Source organism: Pseudomonas sp. M2, assembly GCF_015751845.1.
In the GTDB taxonomy this organism is placed as follows: Bacteria; Pseudomonadota; Gammaproteobacteria; order Pseudomonadales; family Pseudomonadaceae; genus Aquipseudomonas; species Aquipseudomonas putida_E.
In genome coordinates this window covers 4,954,669-4,969,817 of record NZ_JADOUD010000001.1, presented here as the reverse complement: position 1 = coordinate 4,969,817, position 15,149 = coordinate 4,954,669, and the positions used below count along the sequence as shown (strand labels likewise).

The following is a 15,149-nucleotide window of genomic DNA, read 5'->3' as shown; positions in this document are numbered from 1 at the left end:
TGTCTGTGCCGCCCACCGCTGCGGCACTTGATTGCGCATTTCGCCGGATTGCTTGCCTGATTCTCTGAACCTGCCGTACACGGCAGGCCGCCGCTCACCCCGCTGTGCTAGCGTTTGCGGATTGGGGAACAACGTATTCCCTGCACGGCAACATAATCACAACCGATGATCAGCAGGTGAGCCATGGAACTTCGAATCAACCAGAAGACCTACCAGGTCGAGGCCGACGCCGACACGCCGTTGCTGTGGGTGATCCGCGACGACCTCGGCCTGACCGGCACCAAGTACGGCTGTGGCCTGGCACAGTGCGGCGCCTGCTCGGTGCTGGTGGACGGCAATGTGGTGCGCGCCTGTGTCACGCCGGTGGCCGGAGTGGTCGGGCGTGAAGTGACCACCATCGAAGCCATCGAGGCCGATGCGGTGGGCAAGCGCGTGGTGGCCGCGTGGGTCGAGCATCAGGTGGCCCAATGCGGTTACTGCCAGTCCGGGCAGGTGATGGCGGCTACCGCGCTGCTCAAGCACACCCCGCAACCGAGCGATGCGCAAATCGATGCGGCGATGGTCAACCTGTGCCGCTGTGGCACTTATAACGCCATCCATGCCGCCGTGCACGAACTCGCCCAAGGGGAGAAGGCCTGATGAATACGCCTGTCGATAACCCTGCAGCGCTGCTCGACCTGCCGCCGGGCGAAACGGTCAACCTGTCGCGTCGGCGTTTTCTCGCCGGTACCGCCGTAGGCGCCCTGGTCCTGGGCTTCGGCCTGCCGCTGGGCGTCAGCCGGGTCCAAGCGGCGACGGCCGCTGCCCAGGAACGCGGCACCCAGGTACCTGCATTCCTGGAAATCCGCCAGGACGGCACGGTACGCCTGCTGTGCCCGTTCATGGAAGGCGGCCAAGGCACCTACACCGCCATGGCGCAGATCGTCGGCGAAGAACTGGACGCGGACCCTGCCACGTTCGTGGTCGACAGTGCCCCGCCGGGCGAAGCCTACGTAGTGATGGAAAACGGCATGCGCATCACCGGCGGCAGCATGTCGGTGCGCATGAGCTACCCGACCATGCGCCGCCTCGGCGCCCTCGCCCGGGCCATGCTGCTGCAAGCCGCCGCCGAGCAATGGGGCGTACCGGTGAGCGAGCTGTCCACCGAACCTGGCAAAGTGCTGCACGCCGCCTCGGGCCGTTCGCTGGCCTATGGCGAGCTGGCTGAACGGGCCATGGACCTGCCGGTACCGAACCCAGCGGGCATCACGCTGCGCGACCCCAGCCAGTTCCGCTGGATCGGCAAGCCGGTGCGCCGTGTCGATGCCTACGACAAATCCACCGGCAAAGCGCTCTACACCATCGACATCACGCTCGACGGCATGCTCCACGCCGCTGTGCAGCATGCCCCGCGCCTGGGCATGACCGTAGGCAGCCTGCGCAACGAAGACCAGGTCAAGGCCATGAAAGGCGTGCACTCGGTGCATCAATTGCCGGGCGCCGTTGCCGTGGTGGCCGAACGCTGGTGGCACGCCAAGCGTGCGGTCGAGGCGCTGCAGGTGGACTGGCAGGAGCCGGGCGCCGACAGCCAGGTACGCGCGATGCCCGCCGACTTCTCCAGCGATGCCTGGCGCGAGCACCTGGCCGCCCAGACAGGCCCCGCCAAGGACGACGAAAGCGAAGGCGATGTGGCCGCAGCACTGGGCAATGCCAAAACCAAGGTCGAGGCCACCTACCACAACCAGTATCTCAACCATGCCCAGCTGGAGCCGCCGTCGGCACTGGCGCGCTTCAACCCCGACGGTTCGCTGGAGGTCTGGCTGCCCAACCAGGCGCCGGACATGTTCCGTGACGACATCGCCAAACGCACCGGCCTGGATCCTGCACAGATCACCCTGCACTCGCCGCTTCTGGGCGGGTTCTTCGGTCGCCACTTCCTGTATGACTCGGCCAACCCTTACCCGCAGGCCATCTTGCTGGCCAAGGCCGTCGGCCGCCCGGTCAAGCTGATCTGGAGCCGCGAGGAAGAATTCCTGCGCGATGTGCTGCGGCCGGTTGCGGTGGTCAAGTTCCGCGCAGGGCTGGATGCCGATGGCCTGCCAGTGGCTATCGAAGCGGTGAGTGCCACAGAGGGGCCGACCGAGGCCCTGGCGGGCAAGCAAGGCGAGAAAATCGACCCGACGGCGCTCGAAGGGCTGTCGGGCAAATCCTACGCCATCGCCAACAAGCGCATCGCACAGATCTACGTCAAGGGCCCGGCCATGCTGGGTTACTGGCGCTCGGTGGGCAACTCGCTGAACGATTTCTTCTATGAGTCCTTCCTGGACGAGCTGGCTGACAAAGGCGGTAAAGACCCCTTTGAGTTGCGCCTGCACCTGCTGCGCGACAACCCGCGCCTGACCAACCTGCTGCAAGCGGTGGGTGAACTGTCCGGTGGCTGGAAGCGCGGGCCGTTCACCGCTGAAGACGGCAGCAAGCGGGCGCGTGGCGTGGCCATGGCTTCGCCGTTCGGCTCGGAGGCCGCCGTGATCGCCGAAGTGTCGATCGAAGATGGCCAAGTGAAAGTCCACGACATCTGGCAGGCGATCGACCCCGGCAGCATCGTCAACCCAGCGATCATCGAAGCCCAGGTCAACGGCGCCGTGGCCCTTGGCCTGTCGCAGACGCTGGTTGAGGAAGCCGTATACATCGATGGCAAGCCGCGCGCGCGCAACTACGACCTGTATCCGATCCTGCCTGCCTCGCGCATGGCCCGAGTGCATGTGCGCATTGTCGAAAGCGGCGCGAAGATGGGGGGCATTGGCGAGCCGCCGTTGCCTGCGGTGGCGCCAGCAGTGGCCAACGCGGTGGCGCAACTCACAGGCCAGCGCATCCGCAGCCTGCCCATGAGCCGCCATACCTTCAGCTGACCGGACAAGGACCGCCCCATGACCCACAGTCGATTCGCAAGAACCGCAGGCTGGCTGGCGCTGCCGTGCCTGGTCGCTGCAGGCCTGCTGGCCTGGTATGTCACCCGTGAGCCCGCTTCGCCCTTCGTCACCGAACAGAACGCCAGCTTCGACCCGGCGCTGGTCAGCCGTGGTGAGTACGTGGCCAGGCTCAGCGACTGCGTCGCCTGCCACAGCCTGCCCGACGGCAAGCCATTTGCCGGTGGGCTGGAAATGGCCACACCGCTGGGGGCGATACACGCCACCAATGTAACTCCCGACCCCGCGACCGGCATCGGCCATTACAGCCTTGCCGACTTCGACCGCGCTGTGCGCCACGGCGTCGCACCGGGGGGCAGACGGCTGTACCCGGCCATGCCCTACCCCTCATATGCCAAGCTCAGCGATGACGATGTGCGGGCGTTGTATGCCTTCTTCATGAAAGGCGTACAGCCTGCACAACAGGCGAACATCCCCAGCGACATTCCCTGGCCACTGAACATGCGCTGGCCGATCGCGCTGTGGAACGGCGTGTTCGCAGCAGACGAACCTTATGCGGCCAAACCGGCGCAGGACGCGGTGTGGAACCGAGGCGCCTACATCGTTCAGGGCCCCGGCCACTGTGGCAGTTGCCATACCCCACGGGGCCTGGCCTTCAACGAAAAAGCCCTGGATGAAGGTGGCAAAGCGTTCCTGGCCGGCGCGCTGCTCGATGGCTGGTACGCACCCAGCCTGCGTAACGACCACAACACCGGCCTGGGCCGCTGGAGCGAGGCCCAGATCGTGCAGTTCCTCAAGCACGGGCGCAACCAGCATGCGGTGGTCTATGGGTCGATGACCGAGGCGTTCAACAATTCCACCCAGTTCATGAGCGATGACGACCTGGCAGCGATCGCCCGCTACCTCAAATCGTTGCCGGCCGACCCCCAACGTGACGGCGCGCCGTGGCAGTATCAGGCCGTGTCTGCCGGTGAACGCCTGAACAGCCCCGGCGCCCACACCTACGTGACCCGCTGCGCTACGTGCCATGGCCTGGATGGCAAGGGCCAGGCAGAGTGGATGCCGCCGCTGGCGGGGGCCACCTCGGCGCTGGCCAAGGAGAATGCTTCGGCGATCAACATCACCCTCAATGGCTCGCAACGTATCGTCGCCGCCGGGCTGCCGGATGCCTACCGCATGCCTGCGTTCCGCGAGCAGTTGTCGGACCAGGAGATCGCCCAGGTGCTGAGCTTTGTCCGCAGTACCTGGGGCAACCACGGCGGTGCGGTCGACGCGCAGGCCGTCAGCAAGCTGCGCGGGGATACCGACCCGGCCAGCAGCAGCCCGATCATCTTGCACATGCGCTGAGGAAACACTGTCAATGGAAAGCATCGACCTGTTGGTCCTGCGCACCACCCGTGACTGGCTCCAGGCCGGCGAACGGGTGCTGCTGGCGACCGTAGCCCGCACCTGGGGTTCGTCGCCCAGGCCGGTGGGCTCGATGATGGCCCTGCGTGGCGATGGCAGGGTCATTGGCAGCGTCTCCGGTGGCTGCATCGAGGATGACCTGGTGCACCGCTACACCACTGCCTACAACGGCGAAGGCATGCCGGAAGGGCCGCCGCGCGTGGTGCGTTATGGCGTCAGTGCCGACGAGGCTCATCGCTTTGGCCTGCCCTGCGGCGGGACCCTGGAGCTGATACTCGAGTTCAGCCCTTCATTGCCCAGCCTTGAGCAGCTTCTGCCGCAGCTGGACGCTGGCAACCTGGTCCGTCGCGAGCTGGACCTCGGCACCGGTGGCGTAAGCCTGGCCGCCACGCACGCACCCGAGCAGTTCAGCTTCGATGGCCAACGCATGGTCAATACCCTGGGCCCCGGCTACCGCATGCTGCTGATCGGTGCCGGGGTACTGGCCGAGTACCTGGCGACCATGGCGCTGTTCAACGGCTTCAAGGTGGCCGTCTGCGACCCTCGCCGCGAATACATGGATGGCTGGAATGTCGCGGGCGTGGAGAAGATAGTCGGCATGCCGGACGATGTGGTCAGGGCCTTCGCCCCCGACCTGCGCAGTTGCATCATTGGCCTGAGCCATGACCCCAAGCTGGACGACCTGGCCTTGCTCGAAGCCTTGCACAGCACAGCCTTCTACATCGGTGCGATCGGTTCCCGGCGTAACAGCCAGCTGCGCCGCGAACGGCTGATCGTGCACTTCGGTGAGACGCAAGCCTCACTCGAACGCCTGCATGGCCCCATCGGTATCTATATCGGCAGCAAGACCCCTGCAGAGATCGCGGTCAGCGTGATGGCGCAGGTTCTTGCCATCAAGAACGGCGTTGCCTTGCCCAGCGCGGTCGATGTGACCAAGGCCAAGCGGGCTCGGGAAGCCAGTGCATGAGGTGAACGTGCGCCAATGCCAGCACACTGTGCCTCAATGCTGCCCGCCCGCTTGCTCCTGCTTCCAACGCTCCAGGTTCTTCGCCAGCAGCTGCCCAGGCAGCGGGCCAGAGACGATTTCCTTCATTTTTTGCGCCAGTTGCTCACGCAGCCTGGGCTGGTTGCACGGCGATGCATGGGACAGCGCCAGGTACAGACCTTCACTGGACACCGGCGGATCGAGCACCTTCAATTGCTTGTCCATACCCAGCGTGCGCGCCAGCGCCATGCCGGGATACTGCTCATAGATCAGGTAGTCGTTGCGCTTGTGCAGCAGCTTCTCGAACGCCTGCCTGGCACCGGGAACCGCTTCGAGCGTGAGGTTGGCCCTGGCGTAATCGTCGAACTCTTGGCCGTGGCTGTTGCTGACCAGGGTGCCGCCCTTGCGCCCCTTCAGGTCTGACCAGCCACGGTAGGCAAAGGCAGCGTCCTGGCGCACCCAGACAACACTTGGCGTATGCAAGAACGGCGGGCTGATGAAGTCCGCCTCCTGCTGACGCGCCTGGGTCAGGAAGTAACCGGCCATCAAGTCGATACGGCCTTTGCGCACCTGTTCCTGAGCCCGCGACCATGGCCCGCCGTAGACCACCTGCATTTTCACACCGAGCGCCTGGCCCAGGTAGTCAAGCAGGTCGGCGTTGGCACCGATCAGCCGCTGGGGGTCGTTCGGGTCGCGCCACAGGTAAGGGGGATATTCCGGATTGCCGGTGGCCGTCAGTTGCCGACACACATCCTCCGCTGCCCAGGCCTGAGGCAACAGAATCAGGGAAAACGAAAGCAGCAAAGACCGGCCGGACCACCGCTCGACCATCTACAACCCTCGGTGCATGCGGCCTTAGGCGGCCAGCCGTGGTCGCGAAAGGCTGCCACATCCTGTGCACGTCTGCTGTACTGCTGCCCGCATGCTCTAAGGAGTCTGGACGAGAATCCGCTGGCTGCCAGAAATTTATCCGGGCATGCGCGCCAAAGACCGCTTGGCGGCCGCCTGGAACACGCCGCGCAGTGCCTTGACTTGCTCTTCGGTGAGCGTTTGCGCGCAGCTCAGCCCCTGTAGGAAGCCTATGCCCCAGTTTTTGGTCTGATCCAGTTGCTGACGGTTTTCGGCTTCGGCGATATCGCCCAGATGCAGCGCGGCGTGGTGTTCGTAACGGTCACCCAGTGCCAACTTGCGCAGCTCACCCAGAGCGACCTTGAATTCAGCGGCGGCAACATCGTCCAGGCCCAGGTGCTCATACTGAAGCAGGCTCAGACGGTCGGTGGCGGTCATCTTCGAATCTCCGTTTCTCTATAAAAGGAGCAGTTGCAGGAAAGTCACCGACCAACCCAGAACGCTTCCAGGCGCCAGGTGATGGTGGTGTGGTAATGAGGGTTGTATACCATAGGTGGGGCCCATCGCCCTAGCGGTGTGCGCCGTCCGGTTGGCTGTAGCCACCAGGGGCGGCTACCAGGCCCCTTTCACCGCCAGGTAGATACCCACGTCGCGCACGTCCACCGGAAAACGCCCGCTCGAGTACCTGAGGTTGATACTCGGCTCGTCGTCGACTTGGTCGAGGGCCGTAACCGGCAGCTATGCTGTCAGATGCAATTCCCATTCAGTGGAGGTGTGTCATGCGTCCGTTCACAGGGAGTTTCCTGCTGGTGCTGCTTTGCGTAGCCCCGGCACTGCAGGCCCAGTCGGTAACCCCATTAAAAGGTCAGAGCAGCCAGCAGATGCAGCTGGATATCAATGAATGCAATACCGTGGCAGCCAACGCCGCGAACAACGCCGCAACTACCTCCAGCCCCAATGTCGGTGGCCGGGTCAAAGGCGCGGCTGTGGGTGCTGCAGCCGGTGCCGCTGGCGCGCAGGTACGCAGCAACCAGCATGAAGCGTTGTCTGACCGGGCCGGCGACGACGCCAAAGAAGAGTATCGGCAGAACCGTGCTGGGGAAGTGGCCGCTGCCGGAGCGGTCGTCGGTGGTTCCCGGCAACGCCAGGATCGCCGCGAGGACCGGCGCACCGAGGATCAGGCACAAAGTTCGGCGCAAGCCAGCGCCTACAGCGGTTGCCTGCAAGGGCGGGGATATCAGGTCAATCCTTGATCTGGGGCTGCCGGTTGGTTGGCAGACGAACATTGCCTAACCAACCGTGCGTCGCTTCACGCACGTGTTTCAACCGGTTTTCACCGCGAAGCGTTACCGACGGCGTTTCCACACTCACCTGCACATCCGTCGGCAACACCCCCATCAACGCTGCCAGTGGCAACTGCCCCTGCCCCGGCAATAACCGCCCTTCACGCGCCTCCTGGATAATCAATGCCTCAGCCGGCGCAGTGAGCGGCGCATCACACAGTTGCACCGCTCGCAGGTAGCGCGGGTCAACTTCGGCAAGTGCCGCTACATCCCCGCCCGAACGGAACAGATGCAGCGCATCCACCAGTACCGCGCTATTGCACTGCCCAGCCATGTTCAACACAGCCAGCGCCTGCTGCAAGGTCGCCACCGGTCTCCAGCGCATGAACTCCAGGTCCACACGCAAACCATACTCCTTGGCCATTTCACACAGCGCCGCAAAGTTGTGCGCAAGCCGCACACCGTCTTCATCATCCCCGGATACCGTGAGGCTGGTGGCACCCAGTTCAGCGCCTGCCGCCAGCAACATCGCACAATCGCCAACCTGCACCTGCGGCGTCAGCGAGACGAACTCTATGTCGGCAACGCCTACACCCTCACCTGCCATCACAGCCTTCAGCTCCCGTAGCGCCTGGCCACCACCCGCAAGCGGATACGCTTGCGCACCCGGCATCACCGGGTGCAGCCGCAACCCAACAGTGCTGAAACCGGCCCGGCCGGCTTCACGCACCAGCGCTTCAGGCGCAAGGTCCAGCGCTGTCAGGTGGGCAATCCCTAGCGGCTTCAATAAGTCGCCCTCCCGCCACTGAGGTCGAATACGAAGCCTGTGGTAAAGCTGCATTCCGGCCCGGCGATCCAGGCCACCATGTTGGCAATCTCCTCAGCCTTGAGGAAACGCCCCATCGGGATCTTGGCTTTGCTGGCCGCGATATGCTCCGCAGTCATCTCGGCCATCAACGGGGTTTCGACCATCGCCGGGGCGATGCAGTTGAGCGACACGCCATCCTGCGCCAGTTCCTTGGCTGCGGCCTTGGTGAAGGCGATGACCCCGGCCTTGGCAGCCGAGTAGCCGCTTATGTACTGCACGCCATCCTTGCCCGCCATCGACGCCACGTTGACGATCCGCCCATAGCCGCGCTCGCGCATATGCGGGATGGCCGTTCGACAGCAGTAGAAGACGCCGTTCAGGTCGATGGCGATGACCTTGTCCCAGGCTTCTGGCGGGTATTCCCAGGACGGTACCACCGGCCCATTGATGCCAGCGTTGTTGACCAGGATGTCGACCTGCCCCACACGCGCCAGTACGTCAGCGAATGCCGCCTCGACCGAGGCCAGCGAAGCGACATCCACAACCTGGCGCAGCACTGGCTCGAAACCGTTGTCGACGCTGTCCCAGCCATCCACCGCGAGGTCCCAGATCACCACCTGGGCACCGGCGGTGTGCAGCCGTTGGGCGATGGCCAGGCCGATGCCACGCATGCCGCCAGTAACGATTGCAGTTTGCCCTTGCAGGGGTTGGCTCATTGTTCAGCTCCTTTTTCAACACAGGGAATATCCGGCAGGCGACGCAGGTCGCGCACCATGAACAGGTAACACAGCGCGCCCAGCGCGGTGATCGAGGACACGAACACCAGGGCCCAGACGAATGACCCGGTGGCCGTCACGATCAGGCCGATGGTCAATGGGGTAACGATGCCGGCGGCGTTGGCGAACAGGTTGAACAGCCCGCCACTGAGGCCCAGCAAGCCTTTGGGCGCGATGTCGGAAACGATCATCCAGGCCAGGGCCGACATACCCTGGGCGAAATAGGCAATACAGAGGATGGCGATGACCAGCACGTCCGACTCGACATAGTTGGCCAGGACAATGACCGACGCGGTCAGCAGGCCGGCGATCACCGGCAGCTTGCGCGCCACATTTAGCGAGTAGCCGCGGCGCAGCAAGGCATCGGAGAGCCAGCCGCCGACCAGCGTGCCCAACGAAGCGGCGATGAACGGCAGCACCGCCACCCAGCCGACCTTGAGCCACGGCATATGCCGCTCGGTGACCAGGTAGGTCGGGAACCAGGTGAGGAAAAACACGTTGGTCGAGTTGCAGGCGAACTGCCCCAGGCAGATACCGAGCATGTTGCGGTGCTTGAGCAGCGCCGGGATCTGTGACCACTGGAACACCGTGGCTTTCTGGCCACCATCGACCACGCCACCGCCGGCAGCGATATGGTCCAGCTCTGCCTGGTTGGCGGTGGTCGACTGGTGTGGCTCATGGTATTTGCGCCACCAGACCACGCCGTAGAGCACGCCCAGCAACCCGACCGCCATCAGCAGAAAGCGCCAGCCATAGGCGTGCAAGACCCAAAACAGCAACGGTGTCAGGAACGCAAGGCCGGTGTACTCGGCAAAGGTGTAGATACCCGTCGCCCTGGCCCGCTCGCTTTGCGGGAACCAGGTCGCCACCACGCGGCTGTTGGTGGGGAAGCACGGCGCTTCTGTCACACCGACCAGAAAGCGCATGCCCAGCAAGGACAGAAACCCTTGGGCCAAGCCCTGCAGGCCGGTGAACAGCGACCACAACGTCAGTGCCAACCAGTAGGTGAGCTTGGTGCCCAGCCGGTCGATCAGTATGCCGCCGGGGATCTGCGCAGCAGCGTAGGTCCATGAGAACGCGGAGAAAATCACCCCCATCATCGCCGCATTCAGCCCCAGATCGGCGCTGATGCTTGGCGCGGCGATGCCCATGACGCTGCGGTCCAGGTAGTTGATCATGGTGCCGCCAGAGATCAGCGCCAGAATCATGAAACGGGTACGGGTACGTTGCTGCTGGCGCGCAGGCGTGTCGAACACCCCGGCGCCGCTAGGCTGATCAGCATTCATGACAATTGCTCTCTTGTTATTGGAATGGCGAATGCGCAGGCGTCAGGCAAACCCGAACAGGCGCCTGGGGGTATCCCACATGATGGTTCGCCGCAGGTGCGGGTCTGGCATCAGGCGCTCGGCCAACTTCAGCAAGGGGCCGTAGTCCACCCGGGTTTGCTGGCGGATGAACGGCCAGTCCGAACCCCATACACAGGCTTGCGGACCAAAAGCGTGGATCAACTCGTGCACAAAGGCGCTGCTCTGCGCATGCAGGGCAGCAGTAGCGGCGAATTTCTGCATGCCCGAGAGCTTCACGCTGGCCCGCCCATGCCGGGCCAGCCTGAGCAGTGCCTGGAAGCCGGCCTGTTGGGTACCGGCCGCCGCATCCGGGCGCCCGCAATGGTCTATCAATACCCGCACCGCACTGCGCTCGATCAGGCCGAGCAATTCGACGAGCTGGTCTTCGCACACCTGGATCTGGGCGAACAGGCCAAGTTCGGCAAGCTTGCCGAACAACGGCCCGACGTCATGCAGGCTCGCCACGCCATACATCGCCGGGTTGAAGGCCACACCGACCACGCCCTGCTCACGCAGCGCGGCCAGTTGCTCGAGGCTGATGTGACGATCGACTACCGCTATGCCCTTGAAACGCCCCTGACCGCTGGCCAAGGCATGCAGCAGGCAGCGGTTGTCAGTGTGGTAGCCACTGTTGGGCCCCACCAACAAGGCATGACGCACGCCATAGGCATCCATCACCTGGTTGAACTGCTCCAGCGGCGCGACCTCCTGACCGGACGGTGCGTACGGCGCATCGGGGTGGTAAGCGAAGCGTGCAGGGTCAAACAAATGGTTATGGCAATCGATCTTCGGTTCATCAAAGATGTTCAAAAGCGGTTCCTTCAAGCGCCACTGCGCTTGCCTGCAGATCTTGTTATTGTTCGCCACCAGGGGCGATTTGCCTGGGTTCACGATACTGCGGGCGTAGCGATAGCGCTCATACACAGATGGCGAAGACCATAACCTAAGGTAATACTCATGCTTCCCGGCAAAGAAGGCAGCGACGCCAGTGCACTGGTGTTCAAACTGCGGCACATGGAGGTGTTCAGGGCGGTGATGCTGACCGGCTCGATCAGCGCCGCCGCGAAGATGCTCTACGTCTCGCAGCCGGCGGTCAGCAAGCTCATCGGCTACATCGAGGGGCGGCTGGCCTACCGCCTGTTCGAGCGCATCAACAACCGCCTGGTACCCACCGCCGAGGCGCAGATCCTGTTCCGTGAGGTCGAACGGGTGTATCAGGCGGCGTTGCAGGTCAATGAGTGCGCAGTGGGGCTGGCCACCGGCACCCAGCGCAAGCTGCGGATTTCCTGCAGCGCCTCGTTGTCGACGGTGGTGATCCCGATCGCCCTGGCCCAGCTCAAGCGTGAGGCGCCCGCACTGCAGATCGAATGGCAGACCTCGCTGATGGGCGAGATGCCCAACCAGATCCTGTCAAAAAAGGTCGACCTGTCGATCGCCGCCCTGCCGGTGGTGCACGATCATTTGCATTCCCAGGCCTTCATGCGTGGGCGCATGGTCGTTGCAATGCCCGTCGATTACCCCCTGGCACAGCAGCCCTCACTGACCCTGCAGCAGCTGGAAGGCCACCCGCTGTTACTGTTCCGTCCGGATATGCCGTTCGGCAAGCTGCTGGCCGAGGAGATAGCGCGCCGCGGCCTTCACCTGGACTCGCTGTTGTCGTTCACCAATGCCAACGAAGCCGTGGCACTGGTCAAGCAAGGCATGGGCATCACCTTGATCGATGAGTTCGTGGCACAGGACAGCGGCCTGGCCGTAGTGCGCTTGGCTGACGAAATTCACTTCGATATCAGCTTCGTCCATTCGCGCTTTGAACCGCCGTCGCAGGCGGCGCTGCACCTGATGCGCGTGCTGCATGGCCAGGCGCTCAAGCTGGGGCGGCAGATCCCCGGGTTCGAGTTGCCCAGCATGTGAAGCCGGCGGGTCTGGATTTACCTTCACTGCCAGATTGGATCCGCAGGCTGGAAAACGCTAACCTTGCACCGCCGCGCAGCGCGTGACGGTGCGCAGGCCTACCCATGCACTCAGGAGATTCACCGACATGAACGTCTCATTCCAGCCCCGCTGGCTGCTCGCCCTCGCCCTGCCCCTGGTACTCGCCGCCTGCGGCGACAGCGAACCCAAGCAACGTGCCGCCTTCAGCGAATTCCTGCAGACCCGTATCGTCGACAAGCCAGGGGTGCATGTGCCCAAGCTGAGCGCAGACGAAACCAAGGCTTTTGGCCCCTACAGCGATCACTATGCAGTCATCACCCAGTTCAACGGCGCGATGGATGCCGCCGTGCAGCCTCTGGGTAACCTGCTGCAAAAAGGCGCGGTTCGCTCGCTCAATGATGTCACTGCCCGCCGTGACGACATAAAAGCGGTGCAGACCGGCCTGAACGACATGGGCAAGCAGTTGCAGGAGCAAAAGGCCAAGGCGGACACCGCCCATGCCCAGCTCAAGCAGCCGCAAGACCTCAAGGTGGTTTACGACAAGGCCTTTGAGCGCACCGTCAGCGTCCCGGCCGACACCTTCCTGGACGTGCTGCCGCAAATCAACGGCACCCTGGACAGCAGCCTGAAGGTGGCCGACTACGTGGATGCGCACAAGGAAAAGATAGAAATCAACGGGGCCATCGTGAAGGTGTCCGACCCGACCGTTCAGGCTGAGTTGAATGCCTTGCTGGCGGACCTGAACAACCAGGCCAAGACCGTGCAGCAGGCGCAGGCAAGGCTGAAGACGGTGATGCTCGGGCGCTAGTCGGCTGCGATTGAGGCGGCGGGTGAGGGTTTGCTCATACCCGCTGCGGCAATTGGATGTTCACCCGCAATCCCCCTCCCTCTCCCGCCTGGGCGGTGATCGTGCCCTGATGCAGCGCGATTGCCCGACGGGCGATGGCCAAGCCCAGGCCAAAGCCATCGCTGCCGCTGTCCATACCCCGGTCGAACGGCTCGAAAATGCTCTGCAGGCGCGCCGGGTCCACACCTGGCCCTTGGTCGATGATGGTCACTTCCAGCTGTTCACCGTCGTCGGCCAGCAGCGCCAGCACCCGTACTTCGGTACCCGCAGCGGTGTAACGCACGGCATTGCGCACCACGTTCTCAAAGGCGCGATACAGCAGCTCCTCATGCCCGCGGGTAAAAAATGCGTCATCCGCGCTCAGCGAAACCTGGCATTGCTTCATGCCGGCCTCGAAACGGGCATCTTCGACTATTTGCGCCAGCAACTCGACCACATCCAGCGCTTCGCAATTGCCATCGCACGGCTGTGACTGGGCACGCGCCAGGGTCAGCAGTTGCTCGATCAGGTCATCCATGCGCCGTGATTCGCGCTCGATGCGTTCAAGCATTTCACCGCGGTCCGGCTGCTGGCGTATCAGGCCGATGGCCGCGTGCATACGGGTCAAAGGCGAGCGCAGCTCGTGAGAAATATCATGCAGCAGTTGCTGCTGGGCCTCGACCAGCGCCTTGAGCTGGCTGGCCATGCGGTCGCAGTCTTCGGCAAGGTCGACGATCTCGTCGCGGCGCTTGCCCAGGCGTGGCTTGACGCGCACTTCGAACCGGCCCTGGGCGACCTGCCCCATGGCCTCGCGCAGCCAGGTCAAGGGCCTGGTCAGGTACAGGCTACACAGCAAGGCAAACAACGCGCTCATCAACGTACCGGTGAGGAGCGGGCCCATGGCGCGGGGGCGCGGCGCCTCGTCAAGGGAGGTTGCCACCGAAGCGCGCAGCACCAGGGCCTGGCCGCCCTGGTCGAGCAGCGCCCGCTCGAAACGAGGCATGGCCACAGCCCTGCCGGCCAGCAAGTGGCCGGTGCCGTCATACAGCCCCACCTGCACACCTTCTGGCTGGGGCGAAACCTGCAACAGCTGGCGGCCGGCCTGCTCGCCGTAGCGGTGCAACATGTTCAGCTCGGTAACCAGCAGCGAACGCAGCGCCGGGGTGTCGCCACGCAGGTCGTCGAGCATGAAGGCCCCCGCGCCCACCAGGAACGTCAGGCTATTGGCCAGCCAGAAGGCCAGAAACAGCTTCCAGAACAGGCGCCGACGCATCATTCGACGATCAGCATGTAGCCCATGCCCCGTACGCTCTGGATCCAGCTGCTGCCGTCGGCGCGTGGGCCGAGCTTCTGACGGATGCTGCTGATGTGCACATCGATGCGTCGATCGTAACGGGTCAGCGGGCGGCCCAGGGCGTTGAGCGACAGGTCTTGCTTGCTCACCAGTTGGCCCGCCTGGCGAGCCAACGCTTCGAGCAGGCTGAATTCAGTCCCGGTCAGTTCCAGAGGAGCAGCGGCCCACTGGGCCTTGCGGCGCCCTGGCCACAACGTCAGCGCCCCACTGCCGATGGCTTCGCCAGCCTGGCTTTCAGCCAACGCGTGCGGTTGCACCCGGCGCAGGATCGCGCGTAAGCGCGCCACCAGTTCGCCCGGGGAGCTGGGCTTGGGCACGTAGTCATCGGCACCCAGCTCCAGGCCGGCAATGCGGTCGATGTTGTCACCACGAGCGGTGAGCAACAGCACCGGAACCTGGCTACGCGCACGAATGCGCCGCAACACTTCGATCCCTGAGATGCCCGGCAGCATCACATCCAGCACCACGATGCGAAAAGCCCCACTCAAGGCTTTGGTCTCGCCCTCTTCGCCGCTAGCCACGGCGGTCGCCTGGAAACCTTCGCGGGCCAGGTAAAGGGCAAGCATTTCGGTGAGTTCGCGGTCGTCATCGACCAACAGCACAGGAATCATGGTGGGTACACTTAGGCAGGGGTTACAAAGCGCTCATGATCGCCCTGCCGCGCCAGGCTGTCACCG

The 15,149-nt window shown here is 63.9% G+C and carries 15 protein-coding genes; 7 read left to right on the top strand and 8 right to left on the bottom strand.

Annotated features, from left to right (window positions below; genetic code table 11):
- Positions 1-183 precede the first annotated feature (183 nt).
- The 4 genes from IWW33_RS23040 to IWW33_RS23025 are packed head-to-tail and all read left to right on the top strand — an operon-like array spanning position 184 to position 5,280.
- Positions 184-639, top strand: a complete 456-nt coding sequence (locus tag IWW33_RS23040; RefSeq protein ID WP_046786065.1) for a (2Fe-2S)-binding protein — start codon at positions 184-186, stop codon at positions 637-639.
- Positions 639-2,888, top strand: coding sequence for a xanthine dehydrogenase family protein molybdopterin-binding subunit (locus IWW33_RS23035; RefSeq protein WP_174141124.1), 2,250 nt, complete (start codon positions 639-641; stop codon positions 2,886-2,888). Before IWW33_RS23040 ends, IWW33_RS23035 begins: the two co-directional genes overlap by 1 nt.
- Positions 2,889-2,906: 18 nt before the next feature.
- Entirely contained in the window at positions 2,907-4,253 is a 1,347-nt protein-coding gene (locus IWW33_RS23030; protein ID WP_174141123.1) for a cytochrome c, read from the top strand.
- A gap of 13 nt (positions 4,254-4,266) precedes the next feature.
- Entirely contained in the window at positions 4,267-5,280 is a 1,014-nt protein-coding gene (locus tag IWW33_RS23025; RefSeq protein ID WP_119687108.1) for an XdhC family protein, read from the top strand.
- Between the two features lie 33 nt (positions 5,281-5,313).
- Here IWW33_RS23025 and IWW33_RS23020 read toward each other — a convergent pair whose 3' ends face one another.
- The gene (locus tag IWW33_RS23020) at positions 5,314-6,129 is read right to left on the bottom strand and encodes a transporter substrate-binding domain-containing protein (protein ID WP_119687109.1); all 816 of its coding nucleotides are present in this window, start codon (positions 6,127-6,129) and stop codon (positions 5,314-5,316) included.
- Positions 6,130-6,264: 135 nt separating this feature from the next.
- Positions 6,265-6,585: a hypothetical protein gene (locus tag IWW33_RS23015; RefSeq protein WP_046786060.1), complete on the bottom strand. Its 321-nt coding sequence runs from the start codon at positions 6,583-6,585 to the stop codon at positions 6,265-6,267.
- Positions 6,586-6,926: 341 nt separating this feature from the next.
- On the opposite strand from IWW33_RS23015, the gene IWW33_RS23010 reads away from it, so the two are divergent.
- Positions 6,927-7,400, top strand: a complete 474-nt coding sequence (locus tag IWW33_RS23010; RefSeq protein WP_119687110.1) for a YMGG-like glycine zipper-containing protein — start codon at positions 6,927-6,929, stop codon at positions 7,398-7,400.
- Here the strand turns inward: IWW33_RS23010 and IWW33_RS23005 are convergent.
- From IWW33_RS23005 to IWW33_RS22990, 4 genes are read right to left on the bottom strand one after another with little or no spacing between them, the layout of a single operon-like run.
- Entirely contained in the window at positions 7,390-8,217 is an 828-nt protein-coding gene (locus tag IWW33_RS23005; RefSeq protein ID WP_174141122.1) for a sugar phosphate isomerase/epimerase, read from the bottom strand. The two genes, IWW33_RS23010 and IWW33_RS23005, sit on opposite strands and share 11 nt — an antisense overlap.
- Entirely contained in the window at positions 8,214-8,954 is a 741-nt protein-coding gene (locus IWW33_RS23000; protein WP_115274659.1) for an SDR family NAD(P)-dependent oxidoreductase, read from the bottom strand. The genes IWW33_RS23005 and IWW33_RS23000 overlap by 4 nt, the downstream gene beginning before the upstream one ends.
- Positions 8,951-10,300 carry an MFS transporter gene (locus IWW33_RS22995; RefSeq protein WP_125924891.1) on the bottom strand — a complete coding sequence of 450 codons (1,350 nt, stop codon included), beginning with the start codon at positions 10,298-10,300 and terminating at the stop codon, positions 8,951-8,953. Before IWW33_RS22995 ends, IWW33_RS23000 begins: the two co-directional genes overlap by 4 nt.
- Before the next feature lie 42 nt (positions 10,301-10,342).
- A complete protein-coding gene (locus IWW33_RS22990; protein ID WP_046786405.1) occupies positions 10,343-11,170 on the bottom strand; it encodes an amidohydrolase family protein in 828 nt (275 codons plus the stop codon).
- 147 nt (positions 11,171-11,317) lie between these two features.
- On the opposite strand from IWW33_RS22990, the gene IWW33_RS22985 reads away from it, so the two are divergent.
- Both IWW33_RS22985 and IWW33_RS22980 read left to right on the top strand, forming a co-directional pair.
- Positions 11,318-12,271, top strand: coding sequence for a LysR family transcriptional regulator (locus tag IWW33_RS22985; protein WP_174141121.1), 954 nt, complete (start codon positions 11,318-11,320; stop codon positions 12,269-12,271).
- Between the two features lie 127 nt (positions 12,272-12,398).
- Entirely contained in the window at positions 12,399-13,100 is a 702-nt protein-coding gene (locus IWW33_RS22980; RefSeq protein WP_119687114.1) for a DUF3053 domain-containing protein, read from the top strand.
- Between the two features lie 34 nt (positions 13,101-13,134).
- On the opposite strand, the gene IWW33_RS22975 is transcribed toward IWW33_RS22980, so the two are convergent.
- Together IWW33_RS22975 and IWW33_RS22970 are read right to left on the bottom strand one after the other, a co-directional pair.
- The gene (locus tag IWW33_RS22975; RefSeq protein WP_046786053.1) at positions 13,135-14,394 is read right to left on the bottom strand and encodes an ATP-binding protein; all 1,260 of its coding nucleotides are present in this window, start codon (positions 14,392-14,394) and stop codon (positions 13,135-13,137) included.
- Positions 14,391-15,083, bottom strand: coding sequence for a response regulator transcription factor (locus tag IWW33_RS22970; RefSeq protein ID WP_119687116.1), 693 nt, complete (start codon positions 15,081-15,083; stop codon positions 14,391-14,393). Before IWW33_RS22970 ends, IWW33_RS22975 begins: the two co-directional genes overlap by 4 nt.
- Positions 15,084-15,149: the final 66 nt, after the last annotated feature.

What these genes read in the sequence shown, in the direction of transcription:
- IWW33_RS23040 (WP_046786065.1), top strand. Translation starts at nt 184, where the DNA reads ATGGAACTTCGAATCAACCAGAAGACCTACCAGGTCGAGGCCGACGCC.
- IWW33_RS23035 (WP_174141124.1), top strand. Translation starts at nt 639, where the DNA reads ATGAATACGCCTGTCGATAACCCTGCAGCGCTGCTCGACCTGCCGCCG.
- IWW33_RS23030 (WP_174141123.1), top strand. Translation starts at nt 2,907, where the DNA reads ATGACCCACAGTCGATTCGCAAGAACCGCAGGCTGGCTGGCGCTGCCG.
- IWW33_RS23025 (WP_119687108.1), top strand. Translation starts at nt 4,267, where the DNA reads ATGGAAAGCATCGACCTGTTGGTCCTGCGCACCACCCGTGACTGGCTC.
- IWW33_RS23020 (WP_119687109.1), bottom strand. Translation starts at nt 6,129, where the DNA reads ATGGTCGAGCGGTGGTCCGGCCGGTCTTTGCTGCTTTCGTTTTCCCTG.
- IWW33_RS23015 (WP_046786060.1), bottom strand. Translation starts at nt 6,585, where the DNA reads ATGACCGCCACCGACCGTCTGAGCCTGCTTCAGTATGAGCACCTGGGC.
- IWW33_RS23010 (WP_119687110.1), top strand. Translation starts at nt 6,927, where the DNA reads ATGCGTCCGTTCACAGGGAGTTTCCTGCTGGTGCTGCTTTGCGTAGCC.
- IWW33_RS23000 (WP_115274659.1), bottom strand. Translation starts at nt 8,954, where the DNA reads ATGAGCCAACCCCTGCAAGGGCAAACTGCAATCGTTACTGGCGGCATG.
- IWW33_RS22995 (WP_125924891.1), bottom strand. Translation starts at nt 10,300, where the DNA reads ATGAATGCTGATCAGCCTAGCGGCGCCGGGGTGTTCGACACGCCTGCG.
- IWW33_RS22985 (WP_174141121.1), top strand. Translation starts at nt 11,318, where the DNA reads ATGCTTCCCGGCAAAGAAGGCAGCGACGCCAGTGCACTGGTGTTCAAA.
- IWW33_RS22980 (WP_119687114.1), top strand. Translation starts at nt 12,399, where the DNA reads ATGAACGTCTCATTCCAGCCCCGCTGGCTGCTCGCCCTCGCCCTGCCC.
- IWW33_RS22975 (WP_046786053.1), bottom strand. Translation starts at nt 14,394, where the DNA reads ATGATGCGTCGGCGCCTGTTCTGGAAGCTGTTTCTGGCCTTCTGGCTG.
- IWW33_RS22970 (WP_119687116.1), bottom strand. Translation starts at nt 15,083, where the DNA reads ATGATTCCTGTGCTGTTGGTCGATGACGACCGCGAACTCACCGAAATG.